We start from the raw sequence: 15,103 nt of genomic DNA, 5'->3' as shown, positions 1-15,103 counted from the left end.
GCATATAGATTGGTAAAATACCCACCTAAAATTTAGTAAAATGGATTTTTATCTCAAAGTCAGACTAATTGACGCGAGAGGATGCAAAGGGATGCATAACCACAACAATAATAAATTACTAAGGTGATACTATGGACGCATTGATAGCAGCAAGAACGTCAAGAAATGAAGAAAAGAAACTGACTCATGTATGTAAGCAGTTACTTCAAGAGCAAAGCTTTCACAATCAAAATGAGCTTAGAGCTACTTTAGAACAACGTGGCTTTGAAGGTATTAGTCAATCAACTGTTTCGCGTTTGCTTTGCCAACTTGGTGTGGTTAAGGTACCAAACTCTATGGGTAAAAAAGTCTATTGCCTACAGCCAGAAAACACTGCCGTACACTTCAACTCATCTATTGCATCTCAAATTGAACTCATCACACATAACCAATCCATGGTTATTGTTAAAACCCATTCAGGCAGCGCACAACTGGTAGCTCGCCTTATTGATTTCAATCCAGATCCAACAATTTTAGGAACGGTTGGCGGGAATGACACTGTATTGATTATTCCTAAGTCTATTGCTGAAATCGAGCTGTGTGAATTATCTGTACGTCGCCGTCTAGGTGTATTCTAGGGTTGCTCGCCACGGATGGCCGCTCTTTCCCCAATCAAAAAATATTCACACATCTCTAATAAAAGTCTGAATAAATTTGCTAGTCTGTATCTAACCTATAAATAAAGATGCATTCATGAAAGCCTCAAGTAATAGATTAAAACTCACCATATTAGCGCTTGTTATTCTAAGCGGCATCGTTTTTACGTATTGGCACAGCCACTCCAATACAGAACAAGCATTTGTCTCTACTTCTTCCAAGATTAAACAACATTACGAAAATAATCTCTTCACCCTTTCTGTCTATAAACAAAGCCATTTTGGTTTAAGGATGTATAGACAAACCCTTGACCCTAAATACACAACCCCAATACGACTAGATGTTGCTGATATGTCTCTTCGGCTGGATAAACTCGCCCACCAATTACGTTTTAAATCTGAGATGGACGACTATGTAAAAGACAGGCTTGCCGGCTATAAAAAAGGAACCGATGAGCGTAGCAAATTGCGCTATGCTGCGACTAAAAACCGTCCCGAATACTTTTATATTGCACTTGATCTGCTCCATCACATTGCTCGCTTAGATGACTATGGCTTAAAGCATAAAAAAGATGCCTACTTTAGAAGCCTGCTACGCAACTATGATTTTCAGGCGCTCTTTACCGACAAAGTGATGACAAGGGCATGGGCCGCGCAGCTTGCCAATCAGGCATATTGGTTAAAGCAGATTGGCGAGAAAGACTATACCCAGCTATTTGTCCAAACCTTAAAAGACACCTATCCCGATCACGATGACTACAAACTGTCAGAGCAACAATTTGGTAATAAGTTGTACGGGATGACTCACGTGATAATCGCTGACTCTGGTTACTATCAACATACAGTCAAAGAATCAGATCACCCTTGGATTTACGCCTATTTTAGAAAAAATATTGATGATATTCTGGCAAATGCCAAAGAGGATATAATTGCAGAGATAGGATTGAGCTTTAAGCTTGCAGGGCTTAGCGATGACCCTATTGTTCAAAAAATTGAAAGTCGAATTTATGCATCTGTAAACCAGACCGAACTTATGGTTCCGTCGCACAAAGGTGACTTTAACTTCTCATTAGGGGAGCACCGCAATGTTCTTGCGATTATGCTTCTAGATTGGCAACAACCTAACAGTGGTCCAAGCATTGCGCACAACCCTGAAATGTTTCAGTCTCTACCACTTAGTATTGTAGCTAAGGCAGAATAGAAGTCAGCGCCATCCTTGGGCGGCAATTTAGCTAAGCTTAAGAGATGGCGTTTTTTACCGTTGTTTTTAAATTTTGCATAAAGGTTTTAAAGTGCGGCATAAAATCAATAAATAGTGGGTGCTTACGATCAGCCATCATTATCGGGCCCAATAAGCGCAGTGCCACTGCAACCCTTGTCGCTTTATCTGACTCTAAACCACTTCCTTTGCGAATATTTTGTACCGCATTAAACAAGTCTTCACGGTCTTGAAATTCAAATTCTAGACTCTGTGCACTGTTCAAATCCTCATTACCGATCTCTTCGATGACAACGCGATATGTATGACCTTTTTTAACTAAACGTTCCATAATAACTCCGCTTATAAATATAGGATTTTTTATCAACCTAGTATATAGTTGATAAAGTCCACTATATACTATTAATTGATAAAGTCAACTATATTTCAGAGAGGTTTTATGCCTAAGCCAAGATCATTTGATAGCTTGTTCCATCTCGTTTTGATGTTAAAACGCAAAATGCATGAGCAAGTTGAAACCCTCAACCTTGGTATCACACCAATGCATATCCGTGTAATCAAGATCATTGATAGAAAACAGCACTGCACTGCTAATGACATCGCTCAATTTCTTAACCGAGACAAAGCACAAGTCACTCGCCTAATTAACTCACTCGTTGAAGAGCAGATGATAATGCGGATTCCAAACCCGAAAGATAAACGCAGCCAATTACTTAGTACTACGGACTCCGGTATAGATATCCTGAAAAAAATGGAAGGATTGGAGAAAAAAATATTCCAGAATATGTGCCACAATCTATCTGAGCAACAGCTTGATAGCTTCCAAGAGGTTACCGAAACCATGCATCAAAACCTGAATTAATTATGATATTGTCGCGCGCACAAGCTCAAAAACTGATTCTCCTTTGCCAATGGTTACCAAGCAAAGGCGGAAATAGCAGTTTAGATATCTTTGAACAGTTGGGCTATGTACAGATAGATACTATATCGGTAGTTCAGCGCGCTCACCATCATATATTATGGAGTCGCAATTCAAACTATCACCCTAGTCAACTTGATAACCTGTTAGCTGAGCGCAAGATTTTCGAATACTGGTCCCATGCCGCTTCCTATTTACCAATGCGGGATTATCGCTACTCACTTCCCAGAAAACTTGCCATTAAGACAGGAGAGCTGCACCACTGGTTTAAAAAAGATGAACAACTAATGGCGAGGATCCTTCAACGAATAGAAGATGAAGGACCACTAATGGCCAAAGATTTCGAATCACAACAAAAACAGAAACACGTTTGGGGGAGTAAACCGACTAAACAGGCGTTGGAGTGTCTATATATGCAAGGCGATCTTATGATTCGCGAGCGCAAAAAATTCCACAAAGTCTACGATATCACTAACAGGGTGTTACCTGATAATATTGACACTCGTATTCCCTCACCAAAAGAGTATGCCCACTTTCTCATCATCCGTTATTTAAAAGCGAATGGGCTTGGCACATTAGCGCAGATCACCTACTTATTAAAAAACACTAAAAGTGAGGTTCAATCTCGCCTCAATGAGCTCGTACAACAACAAAAGATAGTTATCGTAAAGGTTCAACAAAGCACCTATTTCTCACTTCCAGATTACATTAATCTTTTACAGCGTAGGCTAAATCGAAAACAAGCAAAAATCCTATCGCCGTTTGACAATTTACTTATACAAAGAAAGCGCACCCAGACACTTTTTAATTTTGATTACTTATTAGAGTGCTACGTTCCTGAAAGTAAGCGAAGGTTTGGTTATTTTAGCTTACCTATACTGTGGGATGGTCGACTCGTAGCTCAAGTAGACTGTAAGGTTGATAAATCATCAGCTAGTTTAATCGTAAAAAACTTGGTTGTTGAAAGCAAACTCAAGCACAATGATGCTTTTTTTTCTGCCCTTGAACATGAGCTAATTGAGTTTTCTAATTTCAATAACTGCCAACAGCACACTATAAGAAAAATAACAACGTATTAACTTGGTTGTTGCAACTAATCTCTCCTATGCTACCGGCTAAAAATTAGATAAATAATAATAAAATTATCAAACATCCATAATAAATGTGAGCCAAATCACATAGAAAGCAGCCAGATTTTTAGCACACACGACACTAAAAAGTCGACTGACAGTACAAAATTGCAACATTACATTGCGAAGCCTGTATTTTTTCCTATCATGGTAAAGTGCATTAAATTCTATTAGCGCATTAGGGAATACAATGAAAATCAAACCAATTAAAATTGGCGTACTGCTAAGCTTAATCACAATACTATTTGGATACGGCTTGGGCTGTGTATTTGGAGCTGCGAACAGCACAATGAAAGCATATTTTCATGACCAAGTTTATGTTGTGCATGCCAGCAACTTTGATTCAGTGAAAGATCAAGATACTGCTTTTTCAAAAGCAAAAGATTACATTAAGCGCGCTCACTTACACTCTGCTGCTATGGGTACAGCGTCACTGGCAACCATCCTTGCACTAGGTTTTTGTAACATTTCTGATAAAAAGAAAAAAGTTGTTAGTACTATTACCGGTCTAGGTGCTGCAGGTTACGGTGTATTTGTATGGACACTAATGGCCTTTGTTACCCCAATTATTGGTAAGTCAGCGGCGCATGAAACCATTGCCGCATTAGCTATTCCAACCGGTTTGGCGCTCGTTTTTGGTACAGCATTAACGATATACTACGTGTTTACTAGTAAAGACTAATCGGCGTTAAGAATTCAAACTCCAGATAAAAGCAGTGATTTTTAATCGCTGCTTTTTTATTGCTCTGAGCTCAGAAATATCACCCCAAGCCTTCCTTTTGCTTGTTATACAAGCCCTCAAATTCTGACTAACTCACTTAAAAACAGTGGTTACGACAAGCCTACAAACTGAACTATGCTAATGATAGTCGGCAAACTATAACTTGATATAAAAGGATTTATATCCATGCTTATCATTACCAATAGAAACATCAATCACGCAAACTTTAAAGATGGCGTGGGAGATCACCAAGCGTTTGGTGACAAAATCAATGCCAAGGGACCAAATGAAGTACGGCTAGCTCACGCCGTAAAAGTAGATGACCAATGGCAAGTGCGCTTGGTTGCCGAGCCGTCAAAATTAACCCTAGACAATATTCCATCAAAACACGTGTTTAATAGCATGCGTCGTGATCTCGCCACCAGCAATAAGAATTGTGTTTTCTTCATACATGGCTTCAATCAAAGCTTTAGCAAAAATTTAGAGAAATCACTGGCCATTGAACAGGCTTATAATGTCGAAGTCATCGCTTTCTCATGGCCATCCAACCCAGGCGGGTTTATGACTTCAGAGTATCGACAAGCCAAGCGCAACGCACAAGCATCTGTTGGCGCACTAGATGCAACACTTGAAAAAATTGGAGTCTATCTTAAAACACCTTTCAATAAACCAGCCCTTGAAACTTGCGAAACTAAACTGTCCCTCATGGCTTATAGCCAAGGCAACTTCTTGCTACAAAACTATATAAATAACGCCCAATATGAAGACGAAACTCATATATTTGACAACATTATCTTGTGCCAAGCAGATGTTGATAATCACAACCACGCACTATGGGTAGAGCAGATCCAATCAGGTAAACATGTCTATATCACCATCAATGAAAATGACTATGTCTTAAAGTGGTCAGATGCGAACTTCCAAAAAGACCGTTTAGGCCGCACAGCACGTAACCTCAATGCCGATAATGCAACCTATTTTGATTTTACTGATGGTGCGGATATTGGTAATACCCACGGCATATTCTATAAAAACAAGAAAGGCACCTTTAACAGAGCTACCAATAATCCTACCAAGAATTTCTTTGATGCGGTGCTAAATGGCAATAAAGGACAAAATGTCGATGGATTTGTATTTGACGACAGAGTGAACGTCTATCGGTGTTAGCCGCAGGAGTTACTTGAAAGTAGGTTGATATCGAGTTTGCAAAAAAAGGAGCTCATCAGAGCTCCTATACAACGAACGGACAATCACTTAATAATCCACGCCGATAAGTATTTTCTCGATATGGTCATTGAGTGAAGATATTAGGCTTGGGGTCATGCCTTCGGTAAGAGAGACTTTCGATGTATTATTGATAAGTTGCAAGTGTTCTATCGGCGTTGCTATCTTATCTGGGTTGTGATTCAAGTACATCTCTCTCAATTCCTTAACCGCCTCACTGTCCATAGGAAGGGTTACGGAAACTGTCTCTGTATAGGTTACTGGATGCCAATTGGCCGCAGTAAAGGATTGACCTGCAGGTGTACAGCTATAGTCAACATATGTACTTCTGACCTCAGAACCTTGCGGATCAGCTTGAGAATTCACCGTTGCAGCCAATGAGGCTGGCGTCGCTACCCCATTTTCAAGTACCAATTTATCTATACTAGCTAACGGGTTTGCTATCCCACACTTATTGTGCAGCTGTTCAGTTTGGCTTTGAGAAACCGACTTAGTGATCACCATTTCTTTCTTTTTAGGGGTATAAACAAGCGTCGTTTGACCGAAGACCTGCTTAACCTTATCTAGATCATAGCTTTGTGAATCAAACTTGTAATACGCAGATTGATTGGTATCAGCTGGATCATTGGCAACACAAAAAGAAACCTTTGCATCATCCGGTATATTACTACACAGATCGTATACCTGGACCTCATTAAATCCGGCATCGGCAAATTCCATAACTATGTTTTGGTTGTCTTGTATCCATCGATACGAATCTGGTTGATCTACCACATATGGGATGGGTTCAAACTGCTTATTCGGCTCAGGCACTTCTACATACTTTGGTATTTCAGTAGTTGGCGTAAGCTCAGTTAGGGGCATAGGAGTCGTATCTTTACTCCAACTGGTATCAATAGAACTTCCATCTAGATCGTTGTTCACAGCATGATCACTTGAACTACCGCCACCACAACCACTGAGAATGATTGGCGCAACTACTAGTGCTAAAAGTTTAATTTTCATGGTGTTACCTCATATCTATTAAGGTGGTCTTTAATCTACTTTTTACGTTATCTGCAATAACAACTGACGCGATAAATAACTAGAGCCTAAAAAGCAAAATGATATAGCCACACACTTAACAAAAATTGTAACCTTTAAAATATTTTTTACCATGAACACATGGTTTCATATTGTTCACCTTTTATCGCCAGCCTATGTTGTTACCTCTAAACAAAAAGACTGTCCCAGATGGGACAGTCTTCAATAATAGACGCTATGACTACTCGTAGTCTGAAGCGTATGTCTCTTCATAAGTGTGCGAGTACAACTCAAAAAGATTACCAAACGGGTCTTCTAAATAGACCATTTGTGCTGGCTTAGAATCATCTTCTGGGTGATAGCGCATAATATCCATACGCGCCTTACCGCCAAATTGCTCGACTCTTTTAATAGCGCCTTCAAAGTCATCGGTTTGCAAACAGAAATGAAAGATACCCAAGCGAGAGAAATCAACCTCATGACGCTGCTGACGTTCCTTCATCTCAAACATCTCAACACCGATACCATCACTTGTCACAAGATGTGCAATATTAAAGCCCTTAAAGCCTTCTCCAAAAACGGCGATACACATTCTGCCGATTGCAGATTCACGCTCTTCGATTACCTTAGTGTTATTCATTACGATCTTTAGACCTAAAGCTTTAGTATAAAACTCAACAGCTTTTTCCATATCACCGACCATAATGCCTACATGATTCATCTTCATAATCTACCTCACCCTTTAATATCTATTTCATATTCTGTTGCGATGAGGAGAGTATATGCCCAAACAGTAATCACTAAAAATTATCATAAATTATCTATTTGATAATTTTACATTATCAAAAGCCTACTTTGATTTCGGGACAGTCTCGTTTGTATACCCACCTAAATCTAACTTGATTTCAGGACAGTCTCATTTGTGCGCGGACATTATATACAAAATATTGAAACTGATTTAGTTATCTGCTGTATTATCATTATTTGGAAAATCAATATACTGGCTGCACACAACATCATTACAGAGAGTTAATCCTATGAAAGCTTCAATTATTCGTGAATTTGGTGGTGCAGATGTATTTGAAACTGCGGAACTACCTACCCCAGAAATCAAAGCAGGCAATGTACTAGTTAAAATCGCAGCTTCAAGTATCAACACCATCGACATGATGATTCGTGAAATGGGTGAATCCCTTCCATTCGCACCAAGCCTACCTGGTATTCTGGGTATGGACTTTGCTGGTACGGTAGAAGCAGTTGGTGAAGGCGTAACAGAATATACTGTTGGCGATGAAGTTTACGGCTGTGCTGGTGGTTTAGGTGACCTGCCAGGTTCTCTTGCGCAATTTATGCTAGCAGATGTTCGTCTTATCGCACATAAACCTAGTAACCTAAGCATGCGCGAAGCAGCAGCACTTCCTTTGGTTGGTATTACCGCTTATGAAGGACTTACCCGAGCGGGCATTAAAGAAGGCCAAAAGGTTTTAGTACATGGTGGTGCTGGTGGCGTAGGTCACGTAGCTATCCAACTTGCTAAATATTTCGGTACTGAAGTCTATGCTACCGGTACTGGTGAACAACAAAGCTCTCTCATTGAGAAATTAGGTGCCACCTCTATTGATTTCAAAACTGAATCTGTATCCGATTACGTTGAACAGTACACGCAAGGTACTGGTTTTGATGTCATCCTAGACTCAGTAGGTGGAGCAAACACGAACAACTCAATTGAAGCGGCGAAACTCAATGGTCAAATTGCTACAACACTCGCCTTCCATGAGCAAGATCTCACTATGCTACATATGAAGGGATTGTCACTGCACGTCGTATTTATGCTGCTTCCTATGATCCACAACGTAAATCGCACTGCACACGGTGAAATTCTAGCAGCTCTAGCCAAAATCGTAGAAGCAGGGGCACTAAAACCGGTTCTCGATGATTCATCATTCACTCTTGAACAAACTGCAGACGCACACAAGCGTCTTGCTAGTGGCCAAGCGATGGGTAAAGTGGTTGTAGATATTCAATAATATCGATTCTATCCCAATAGGGGCCTAACTGGGCCCCTTTTTTATATCTCAACATAAAAGCTACCCATGATGCTTAAACTCTCACCAACCCTAAAACAAATCATACTTCGAACTTTGCCATTAACACTCGGGCTATTTTCTATCATGCTAGTGCAGCTGGTAGATTCGGTGTTCATTGGCATGCTGGGTGTTGATGAGCTAACCGTTCATGGTTTAACCCTACCCTTTCAGGCTCTATTGGTTGGTCTTCAAGTTGGTATAGGGGTTGCGGCCACATCAATAATTGCGCAAGCTTGCGGTGCCTGCCATCAAATAAAAGCCACGACGACAGCAACACTATCTGTTGTTGGTGGCACTTTATTCATGGCGAGTATCTGTGTGATTTTATGGATAAACCAACACCACATATTTAACGCCTTTATTTCAGGACACACACCTTTAGCACAGCGTTATCATCTTCAGATTTTGTTTACCAACTATTGGCCATACTGGTTATTTAGTGCGCTTATGGTAGCCGTACTCTATCTCACATCTTGTGTGTATAGAGCCAATCAAGATACCAAAATTACGGGGAAAATGTTCCTCGCGGCTAGTCTTATCAATCTTGTTTTAGATCCGCTGCTTATCTTTACTTTTAAGCTAGGGATGATTGGAGCGGCAATCTCCTCAAGTATTGGTTATGCTAGCTGTGCGCTGTTTATGGTTTATCGCGCTAATAAATTAAGTTGGTTTGGTGTTATAAGATGGGATCGCTCCACATGGGAGTATACAAAAGACCTTATTTCGATGGCGGTTCCAACCACAACCAATCAAATGCTGCCGTCAATCAGTAGCTTTATCGCTATGATGCTAGTATCACGCTTGGGAACAGATGCTATCGCTTTCTGGAGTCTATTTGCTCGTATAGAAAGCTTCCTACTCGTATTTACTTTAGCCCTTACCATGTCGGTACCACCAATGATTGGCCGCTATCTAGGTGAGAATAAGCATGAGAAAATCACTAAGCTGTTAGCAATCACTACTCGGTTTTTACTTATATATCATGCCTGTATTGCCTTGATATTGATCTTTTGTGCGCATAGTGTCGTCGCTTTGATTGACCAGCAAGCTAATATTGCCAGTTGGTTAAATTATGCACTTAAGATTGTGCCTATAAGTTACGGACCATTAGGTGTGTGCATGTTAATGGTATCAGCGTGCAACGCTCTTAGAGCGCCCAATACCGCACTTTCCATTTCTTTTATACGCTTGATTGTTCTATATATTCCTGCGGTTACAGTTGGGATAATACTATCTGATATACATGCTTTAATATTGTCGGTAGCTAGCGCATATATTTTATCCGGCTTATATGCTTGGTATAAAATCAAACAAAAGATACAATCATTCCCTTGTTTTATAAGAACAAATAGCATTCCCCAATAAAAAAGGCTCTGCATTTTTAGCCGAGCCCATTTAAATGATTATTGATTATTACTTAGTCGTAAGTGCAAACTCATCAACACGAACTTCCGTTTGTTTACCGATATCACCATTCATATCAATGTTGTTAAGATCAACAATGCTCATATGGGTATAGATAGTCACGCTAGTGTTATCACCGCTATTAAATTCTACTTGAGCTTGGCGGAAATCTTTTTTAACTTCACCTCTTGGGCTAGTGCTTAGATCTCTCACATGGATTGCTTTTTCACCTAAGACCTTGCCATCAGCGCCCTTAGCACCCGCAAGCAATTCACTTGGAGAGTTGTCACCTTTTTTATCATTATAGTAGAACGATAAAACGTAATCTGTGTTCGACTTTAGTCCGGTTACAGTTTGGCTCAAGCCTGGAGTTGCTGAGAAATCATCTGAAGAATCGATGAAGCGAATACGTGCTGAGCCTTCGTCACCGTATGCAGTGTCTTTAGAACTACCTACATCACCAAGCCCATTGTTTTTGTTTGCATCCTTGTTCCAAACATCACTTTTGCCACTGTTGCTTCTAAAAGCAGTGAGTTGAGGGTCTTGAATTAAAGAGCTTGCACTTGAAGTAATTACAGCAACAGGTCCTGTAGCTGTGTTCATTTCTTTTTTAGCTGATGTTGTAGTCTCTGTTGTTGAAGCACAGCCAGCTAAAAGTCCAGCAATAGCCAAACCTAAATATACTTTTTTCATAATTTAAACCCTAACCTCTATGGTGTATGTCCCTTTTATAAAGTAATAAAAGAATACAATCCTATTGTATTAGTAGATGTGATCTAAGTATGAGTTTCCAACATATGCAAAAGAACGCCTAATTAGTGTGGTAGTTATCACAAAATAAATTCGCTCTAATACTCAAATAAAAATCACATCAAGGACACACACCTAACCATCAGAAATCCAAATCAATCGAGGGCATACACCAACATTGAGGTAAGTTGTAGTTAAATGAATTGAATAAAAGTAAGTGCACACTTACTAAAGGTGGGCGATATAAAAATCAATGTGATAAACGTTGAATATTCCAAAAGATGTGAGGTATGGGCTACATCATTTTTTACCAACTACTTGTATGCTTTAAGGGTCTTCAATAAAAATGAGGTCTGTATATGCGCTACAAACATATTCTAGTTGCACTGGAGCTATCCAAAGAGTGCCAAACCTTAATTAACAAGGCTAGTTTAATCGCTGAGCAGTTTAATTCTAAGTTGTCATTTGTTCATGTCGATGGTTCACATGGTGAAATTTACCCTGAACTAATTGATCTGCAAGCCACTGATAGTGAACCCCCATTAAAAAAACGCTCCGTTGAACAACTTAGTTCTCTAATTAAATCCACTCAATACCCGGTTAGTCATATTTGGGTTGGCACTGGTGATCTTAGTGAGAAAGTTGAGCATATGGTTAACGATAATCATATTGACCTTATCATTTGTGGTCACCACCATGATTTTTGGAGTCGTATTGTTTCTTATTCCAAACACCTTATAGATTATTCTCCCGCCGATATCTTAATTGTTCCACTTCCAAAGGGGGAATGACAGGCTAGATATGGAGGCACTATGTGTCTCCATTTTTTAAGATACGCATGTAAAAAGTATGAAATTTAGTATGAATTTCACCCCAAAACGGCAGTTTTTTACGCACTTTAAGTTAGATTGAGCTATCACTTCATAAGCTGAACCTATTAAGGGCATATTGTGACAACCGCCAGAAAGCAACTAATTTCAGTTGAAGCAACTCCTTATTACCACTGCGTATCTCGGTGTGTAAGGCAAAGTTATCTCTGTGGTCGAGATAAGAAAAAAAATATTAGCTATGAACACCGAAAGAGTTGGATCGAAAAGCGTTTAAAACTGTTAAGCCAAGTCTATTGTATCAACCTCTGCTCCTATGCAATTATGAGTAATCATTACCATGTAGTCGTCCATATAAATCTTGAACAGCTTGAGTCACTCTCAAATATTGAGGTAATTGAACGATGGGCAAGACTGCACAAACTCCCATCATTAATCGCTCGATGGTGCCAGCAGCTAATTACAACTCAACATGAAGAAAATCAATGCCTTGAAATCATTAGCTTATGGCGTGAGAGACTTTGTAGTCTTAGTTGGTACATGAAAGAGATTAACTTTTATATCGCCTGTAGAGCAAACCAAGAAGATGGGTGTAAAGGTCATTTTTGGGAGAGTAGATTTAAAAGCCAAGCGCTACTTGACGAAAAAGCACTTGCAGCGGCCATGGCTTATGTGGACCTTAATCCCGTTAGAGCGGGGATAGCTAAAACTCCCGAGTCCTCTGACTTTACGTCAATACAAATTAGACTAAAAGCATTGCAGAATAAATTGCCCAACCCGTCATTTCTACATCCATTTCAGCCGACGAACAAACAAAACACTCAATACAGTATTCCTTTCGACATCTTTGACTACATAAATCTTGTTGATTGGTCAGCGAGACAATTCAGAGGTAATAAAGGCTCTATACCCGATAATGTTCCTCCCATATTAGACAGATTATCCTTCAATCAAAAAAATTGGCTTACTGTATGCTCTGAGCTGGAAAAAACAAACATAACTGCTATTGGTGCTCCAGTTACCATTGAACCAGCCAAACGCGCCTTGGGAAAAGCCAAGATACATGCATATAAATTAGACTAATATCAATCAACACTGTTGATGACAGAGCAATTCGACTAACCAAACTTAAGCATCTAAAACATCCAAGATCTTCGATAATACACAAGAAATCTCAGCTAACAATCACTCAAAACTACCAATAAACTCAACTGCCTACCTTCTGACTTAAGAGACTGTCCTTAAATACCATGAATTATTGACTTATAGACTGTCCTCAATTGCTCATGTATACCCTACAAAAGAAATACATTAATGAGAGGTATCGAGTTTTACTTGACTAGAATTTCTTATATTATCTAGGAAATCACCCAAAGGTAATACCATATGACCAAGCAATTTGTAAATGCAGCTAGCGAGCTGTTATCTCGTCGTGTAGCCGGTACTAAGGCCCCACGTTTACCTGAAGAACTTCGCCCTACTAATATTGAGCAAGCACTTGAAATTCAAGTGAATATTATTGAACAACGCAATGATTCAGTTGCCGGTTGGAAATGTTTACAACCTATTTCAGAAGAGCAGTATGTTGTCGCTCCTATCTTTGCTGATACCATATCGAAAGGTGCAAACTGCGCTCTTTTCAGAGATAACGGGAAAGCCCGCGTTGAACCCGAAATTGCATTTTTATTGAATAAAGATCTTCCTGCCAATCCTGATGGTTATACAGAACAACAGATCAACGATGCTATCGGTTCATGTCATATGGCTCTAGAGCTAATGCAATCACGCTTTGCTGATGACAGTGGTGCAGAATTTTATGAAAGATTGGCCGATTGTTTAGTGAACCAGGGGATGTACATTGGGCCTGAAATCGATAAAGATACTGCTTTTTCTGCAAGCAATATTAATGTTTCAGTAACTCAAGGTGAGACAACTCAAAATTTCGACGGCAAGCACCCTAATACAATGCCTGCAAGCCCGATCCATTGGTTAATAGACTTCATGACACGCCGAGGAGCAACCTTCAAGGCTGGAGAAGCAATAATTACTGGATCATATTGTGGTATCGTCGAAGTAGAATTTGAAAAGCCAACACTGATTTCTTACGACGGCATTGGTGAATATAAAGTTACTTTTATTGAAAATAAATAAGTTATAAATGAAATAAGGGGGCTTTTAGCCCCCTACTTATAAAATTTTTTAACGGTTTTAGAGTAAAATCATTGGTGTGTGTCCTAAATAACCCTCAGTGAGAATAGCGTAAATGTGGTTATTGATTTAGTAGCCGGAGAAAAGTGGCCTGAATTCCTAGAAGTGCTGCAACCTAAAGGTCGCTACGCCGTTTCAGGTGCAATAGGTGGTGCGCTTGTAGAGTTAGACGTAAGAACCCTTTATCTCAAAGACCTAAGCTTCTTTGGTTGTACAGTGCTCGATGAGAGAGTATTTCAAAACCTTATTGGCTGGATTGAATCTGGAAAAGTTACGCCTATCGTCGCCAAGAGTTTGCCCCTGCAGGCAATTAATGAAATGCAGGAAATCTTCATACAAAAACAGCATATTGGAAAGTTAGTGTTAGAGGTGTAGCTTCACACTTTCTCTAAAAATTAAACGGACAAATCACCTTTGTCCGCCCAACAACATCAGTCTAGATCGCATTGAACTTGGATAGTTTCCATATCAGACTGTTTGAGCTTTTCCGCCAAAGTAGCACCTTGCTGCTGGCATTGTTCAAGAGTGGTAAATTGCCTATTAACCTCAAACTCTGCGGTGTCTTGGTTTGTTCCCACCATTAAGCTAACAATTAGTGTTAGTTCATACATTGTTATCGCCTCTATTAATATACAAATACACCCTGCTAGTGACTGAAGTTAAAATCAACCCTGATGTATGCGCTTGAATAATAGAGATCCTAACCAATAAGTATCCTCAATACTTACCATTATGCGCCGATGCTCACACTATTATCATCATTTCGTATTGTGAAGCGCCTTATCGGGCACTTCACTCGTTACTTTGTGCGAGATATCTTACAAAGAAGGCAGAGATCGTAGCAAAACCAGCACATACAATAGGCACATAACAACATAAGATATTGTTTTTATTGATTAATATTAGAATTACATTAATAGATATTAAAAAGTATCTAACCCACCCTATTGTTGTTT

At 39.6% G+C, this 15,103-nt stretch carries 16 protein-coding genes and 1 pseudogene; 12 read left to right on the top strand and 5 right to left on the bottom strand.

The features are described 5' to 3' along the window. Window positions 1-131 precede the first annotated feature (131 nt). Window positions 132-617, top strand: coding sequence for an arginine repressor (locus tag OCU28_RS12100; protein WP_261817947.1), 486 nt, complete (start codon window positions 132-134; stop codon window positions 615-617). A 115-nt stretch (window positions 618-732) separates the two neighbouring features. Beyond that, window positions 733-1,836 carry a DUF3541 domain-containing protein gene (locus OCU28_RS12095; RefSeq protein WP_261817946.1) on the top strand — a complete coding sequence of 368 codons (1,104 nt, stop codon included), beginning with the start codon at window positions 733-735 and terminating at the stop codon, window positions 1,834-1,836. Between the two features lie 37 nt (window positions 1,837-1,873). Here the strand turns inward: OCU28_RS12095 and OCU28_RS12090 are convergent, their stop codons facing one another. Next, complete coding sequence (locus tag OCU28_RS12090; RefSeq protein ID WP_261817945.1) at window positions 1,874-2,185, bottom strand: DUF3861 domain-containing protein; 312 nt, start codon at window positions 2,183-2,185, stop codon at window positions 1,874-1,876. A 108-nt stretch (window positions 2,186-2,293) separates the two neighbouring features. Here OCU28_RS12090 and OCU28_RS12085 point away from each other — a divergent pair, with 108 nt between their 5' ends. The 4 genes from OCU28_RS12085 (at window position 2,294) to OCU28_RS12070 (ending at window position 5,791) form a co-directional block, all read left to right on the top strand. Further along, window positions 2,294-2,716, top strand: coding sequence for a MarR family winged helix-turn-helix transcriptional regulator (locus OCU28_RS12085; protein WP_261817944.1), 423 nt, complete (start codon window positions 2,294-2,296; stop codon window positions 2,714-2,716). Then, on the top strand, window positions 2,716-3,852 hold the full coding sequence (locus OCU28_RS12080; protein ID WP_261818300.1) for a winged helix-turn-helix domain-containing protein: 1,137 nt from the start codon (window positions 2,716-2,718) through the stop codon (window positions 3,850-3,852). Before OCU28_RS12085 ends, OCU28_RS12080 begins: the two co-directional genes overlap by 1 nt. 241 nt (window positions 3,853-4,093) lie before the next feature. Then, window positions 4,094-4,585: a hypothetical protein gene (locus tag OCU28_RS12075; protein WP_017031652.1), complete on the top strand. Its 492-nt coding sequence runs from the start codon at window positions 4,094-4,096 to the stop codon at window positions 4,583-4,585. 225 nt (window positions 4,586-4,810) lie between these two features. Then, window positions 4,811-5,791 (top strand): alpha/beta hydrolase, encoded by a 981-nt coding sequence (locus OCU28_RS12070; protein WP_261817943.1) that lies wholly within the window; start codon window positions 4,811-4,813, stop codon window positions 5,789-5,791. Between the two features lie 87 nt (window positions 5,792-5,878). Here OCU28_RS12070 and OCU28_RS12065 read toward each other — a convergent pair whose 3' ends face one another. Further along, window positions 5,879-6,853 carry a hypothetical protein gene (locus OCU28_RS12065; protein WP_261817942.1) on the bottom strand — a complete coding sequence of 325 codons (975 nt, stop codon included), beginning with the start codon at window positions 6,851-6,853 and terminating at the stop codon, window positions 5,879-5,881. A gap of 259 nt (window positions 6,854-7,112) precedes the next feature. After that, window positions 7,113-7,598: a VOC family protein gene (locus tag OCU28_RS12060; RefSeq protein WP_261817941.1), complete on the bottom strand. Its 486-nt coding sequence runs from the start codon at window positions 7,596-7,598 to the stop codon at window positions 7,113-7,115. Between the two features lie 310 nt (window positions 7,599-7,908). Between OCU28_RS12060 and OCU28_RS12055 the strand changes: the two genes are divergently transcribed. Next, window positions 7,909-8,898, top strand: coding sequence for a zinc-dependent alcohol dehydrogenase family protein (locus tag OCU28_RS12055; protein WP_261817940.1), 990 nt, complete (start codon window positions 7,909-7,911; stop codon window positions 8,896-8,898). Between the two features lie 66 nt (window positions 8,899-8,964). Next, window positions 8,965-10,323 (top strand): MATE family efflux transporter, encoded by a 1,359-nt coding sequence (locus OCU28_RS12050; RefSeq protein ID WP_261817939.1) that lies wholly within the window; start codon window positions 8,965-8,967, stop codon window positions 10,321-10,323. Between the two features lie 48 nt (window positions 10,324-10,371). Here OCU28_RS12050 and OCU28_RS12045 read toward each other — a convergent pair whose 3' ends face one another. After that, window positions 10,372-11,055 (bottom strand): hypothetical protein, encoded by a 684-nt coding sequence (locus OCU28_RS12045; RefSeq protein ID WP_261817938.1) that lies wholly within the window; start codon window positions 11,053-11,055, stop codon window positions 10,372-10,374. A gap of 416 nt (window positions 11,056-11,471) precedes the next feature. On the opposite strand from OCU28_RS12045, the gene OCU28_RS12040 reads away from it, so the two are divergent. From OCU28_RS12040 to OCU28_RS12025, 4 genes and pseudogenes are all read left to right on the top strand, one after another. Beyond that, the gene (locus OCU28_RS12040; protein WP_261817937.1) at window positions 11,472-11,903 is read left to right on the top strand and encodes a universal stress protein; all 432 of its coding nucleotides are present in this window, start codon (window positions 11,472-11,474) and stop codon (window positions 11,901-11,903) included. 159 nt (window positions 11,904-12,062) lie between these two features. Further along, window positions 12,063-13,022, top strand: a complete 960-nt coding sequence (locus OCU28_RS12035) for a transposase (protein ID WP_261817936.1) — start codon at window positions 12,063-12,065, stop codon at window positions 13,020-13,022. Between the two features lie 303 nt (window positions 13,023-13,325). Continuing rightward, window positions 13,326-14,090, top strand: a complete 765-nt coding sequence (locus tag OCU28_RS12030) for a hydratase (protein ID WP_261817935.1) — start codon at window positions 13,326-13,328, stop codon at window positions 14,088-14,090. 93 nt (window positions 14,091-14,183) lie between these two features. Beyond that, a pseudogene (locus OCU28_RS12025) lies at window positions 14,184-14,522 on the top strand (zinc-binding dehydrogenase); the annotation flags it as partial. 56 nt (window positions 14,523-14,578) lie between these two features. Here the strand turns inward: OCU28_RS12025 and OCU28_RS12020 are convergent. Further along, window positions 14,579-14,758 (bottom strand): hypothetical protein, encoded by a 180-nt coding sequence (locus OCU28_RS12020; RefSeq protein ID WP_261817934.1) that lies wholly within the window; start codon window positions 14,756-14,758, stop codon window positions 14,579-14,581. Between the last annotated feature and the right edge of the window lie 345 nt (window positions 14,759-15,103).

Origin of the sequence: Vibrio gallicus, from assembly GCF_024346875.1 — a bacterium.
GTDB lineage: Bacteria > Pseudomonadota > Gammaproteobacteria > Enterobacterales > Vibrionaceae > Vibrio > Vibrio gallicus.
Note: the sequence above shows the minus strand (reverse complement) of the source record. Positions and strands in the feature narration are given on the sequence as shown.

What these genes read in the sequence shown, in the direction of transcription:
- OCU28_RS12100 (WP_261817947.1), top strand. Translation starts at nt 132, where the DNA reads ATGGACGCATTGATAGCAGCAAGAACGTCAAGAAATGAAGAAAAGAAA.
- OCU28_RS12095 (WP_261817946.1), top strand. Translation starts at nt 733, where the DNA reads ATGAAAGCCTCAAGTAATAGATTAAAACTCACCATATTAGCGCTTGTT.
- OCU28_RS12090 (WP_261817945.1), bottom strand. Translation starts at nt 2,185, where the DNA reads ATGGAACGTTTAGTTAAAAAAGGTCATACATATCGCGTTGTCATCGAA.
- OCU28_RS12085 (WP_261817944.1), top strand. Translation starts at nt 2,294, where the DNA reads ATGCCTAAGCCAAGATCATTTGATAGCTTGTTCCATCTCGTTTTGATG.
- OCU28_RS12075 (WP_017031652.1), top strand. Translation starts at nt 4,094, where the DNA reads ATGAAAATCAAACCAATTAAAATTGGCGTACTGCTAAGCTTAATCACA.
- OCU28_RS12070 (WP_261817943.1), top strand. Translation starts at nt 4,811, where the DNA reads ATGCTTATCATTACCAATAGAAACATCAATCACGCAAACTTTAAAGAT.
- OCU28_RS12065 (WP_261817942.1), bottom strand. Translation starts at nt 6,853, where the DNA reads ATGAAAATTAAACTTTTAGCACTAGTAGTTGCGCCAATCATTCTCAGT.
- OCU28_RS12060 (WP_261817941.1), bottom strand. Translation starts at nt 7,598, where the DNA reads ATGAAGATGAATCATGTAGGCATTATGGTCGGTGATATGGAAAAAGCT.
- OCU28_RS12055 (WP_261817940.1), top strand. Translation starts at nt 7,909, where the DNA reads ATGAAAGCTTCAATTATTCGTGAATTTGGTGGTGCAGATGTATTTGAA.
- OCU28_RS12050 (WP_261817939.1), top strand. Translation starts at nt 8,965, where the DNA reads ATGATGCTTAAACTCTCACCAACCCTAAAACAAATCATACTTCGAACT.
- OCU28_RS12045 (WP_261817938.1), bottom strand. Translation starts at nt 11,055, where the DNA reads ATGAAAAAAGTATATTTAGGTTTGGCTATTGCTGGACTTTTAGCTGGC.
- OCU28_RS12040 (WP_261817937.1), top strand. Translation starts at nt 11,472, where the DNA reads ATGCGCTACAAACATATTCTAGTTGCACTGGAGCTATCCAAAGAGTGC.
- OCU28_RS12030 (WP_261817935.1), top strand. Translation starts at nt 13,326, where the DNA reads ATGACCAAGCAATTTGTAAATGCAGCTAGCGAGCTGTTATCTCGTCGT.
- OCU28_RS12020 (WP_261817934.1), bottom strand. Translation starts at nt 14,758, where the DNA reads ATGTATGAACTAACACTAATTGTTAGCTTAATGGTGGGAACAAACCAA.